Origin of the sequence: Streptomyces sp. NPDC006430, assembly GCF_040612395.1 — a bacterium.
Lineage (GTDB): Bacteria > Actinomycetota > Actinomycetes > Streptomycetales > Streptomycetaceae > Streptomyces.
The window spans coordinates 1-1,471 of sequence record NZ_JBEXQA010000115.1; the positions used below are offsets into that span (position 1 = coordinate 1).

Annotated in this window: 1 protein-coding gene; it reads right to left on the reverse strand. The window is 66.8% G+C overall.

From position 1 onward, the window contains the following. Positions 1-1,448: non-ribosomal peptide synthetase (locus ABZZ20_RS36845; protein WP_356877428.1), on the reverse strand; the 1,448-nt coding region annotated here is incomplete at its 3' end. Positions 1,449-1,471: the final 23 nt, after the last annotated feature.

Below are 1,471 nucleotides of genomic sequence, written 5' to 3' on the forward strand. Positions count from 1 at the left end.
AGGAGTGAGTGGCCGCCGAGGGCGAAGAAGTCGTCATCGACTCCCACCTCGGACAGCCCCAGAACACTGGCGAACACCCCACACAGGAGCTCCTCCTGCGGCGTCGCCGGCCGACGGCTCCCCGCCGCCTTCACCGACGCATAATCAGGAACAGGCAGCGCACCACGGTCGAGCTTGCCGTTCACCGTCAACGGCAGCGCATCCAGCACCACCACCGCGGCCGGAACCATATGCGCGGGCAGCCGACCAGCCACCACCTCACGCACCGACTCAGCCAGTCCACCCCGCTCCGCACCCACACCCGGCACCACATAAGCAACCAGACGCTTGTCACCCGGAGCATCCTCACGCGCCACAACCGCAACCTGAGCCACCGACGAGTGCACCGCCACCGCGGCCTGCACCTCACCAAGCTCAACACGGAACCCACGCACCTTGACCTGCTCATCAACACGCCCGGCGAACACCAACCGCCCATCCACCGTCCACCGCGCCAGATCCCCCGACCGGTACATCCGCTCACCAGCCGGCCCAAACGGACAGGCCACGAACCGCTCCGCACTCAGACCCGGCCGACCGTGATAACCACGCGCCAGACCCGCACCCGCCACATACAACTCACCCACCACACCCGCAGCCACCGGCTCCAGACGACCATCCAGCACAAACATCCGCGTATTGGCCATCGGCGACCCGAACGGCACCACACCGTCCACACCCTCCGCATCCACCAACCCGGTCGCCACGATCACCGTGGCCTCCGTCGGCCCATACGTGTTCACCAACCGCCGACCCCGCGCCCACAACGCCGCAAGCCCCGGCTCCACCGCCTCCGCACCAATCACCAACGAACCCACACCCGCCAGATCAGCAGGCTCCAACACCCCCAACAACGAAGGCACCACACTCGCCGACCGCACCCCGGCCGACACCACCAAATCCCGCAACAACCCCGGCTCAGCCCGCTCCGCAGCACCCGCCACAACCAGCGAACCACCCCACGCCAGCGTCACCGCCACATCCAAAACCGACGCATCAAAACTGAACGACGCGAACTGCAACACCCCCACACCCGGCCCGACCTCCATCAACGGACCGAACACCGACACCAGATTCGCCAGACCCCCATGCCGAACCGCCACACCCTTCGGCACACCGGTCGACCCCGACGTATAGATCACATACGCCAGCCCGTCACCCACCAACCCCACACCAGGCGACACCACCGGCAACCCCGCCAGCCCCGCCACAACCCCCGGATCATCAAGACACACCACCGGCAACGAACCCAGCACACCACTCAGACCCGCAACCGACGCCCCATGACCCACCACCACCCGAGCCCCACTGTCACGCACCATGAACTCAAGCCGCTCCACCGGATACTCCGGATCCAACGGCACATACCCACCCCCCGCCTTCCACACCGCGAGGATCCCCACCACCATGTCCACACCACGCGGCAGACACA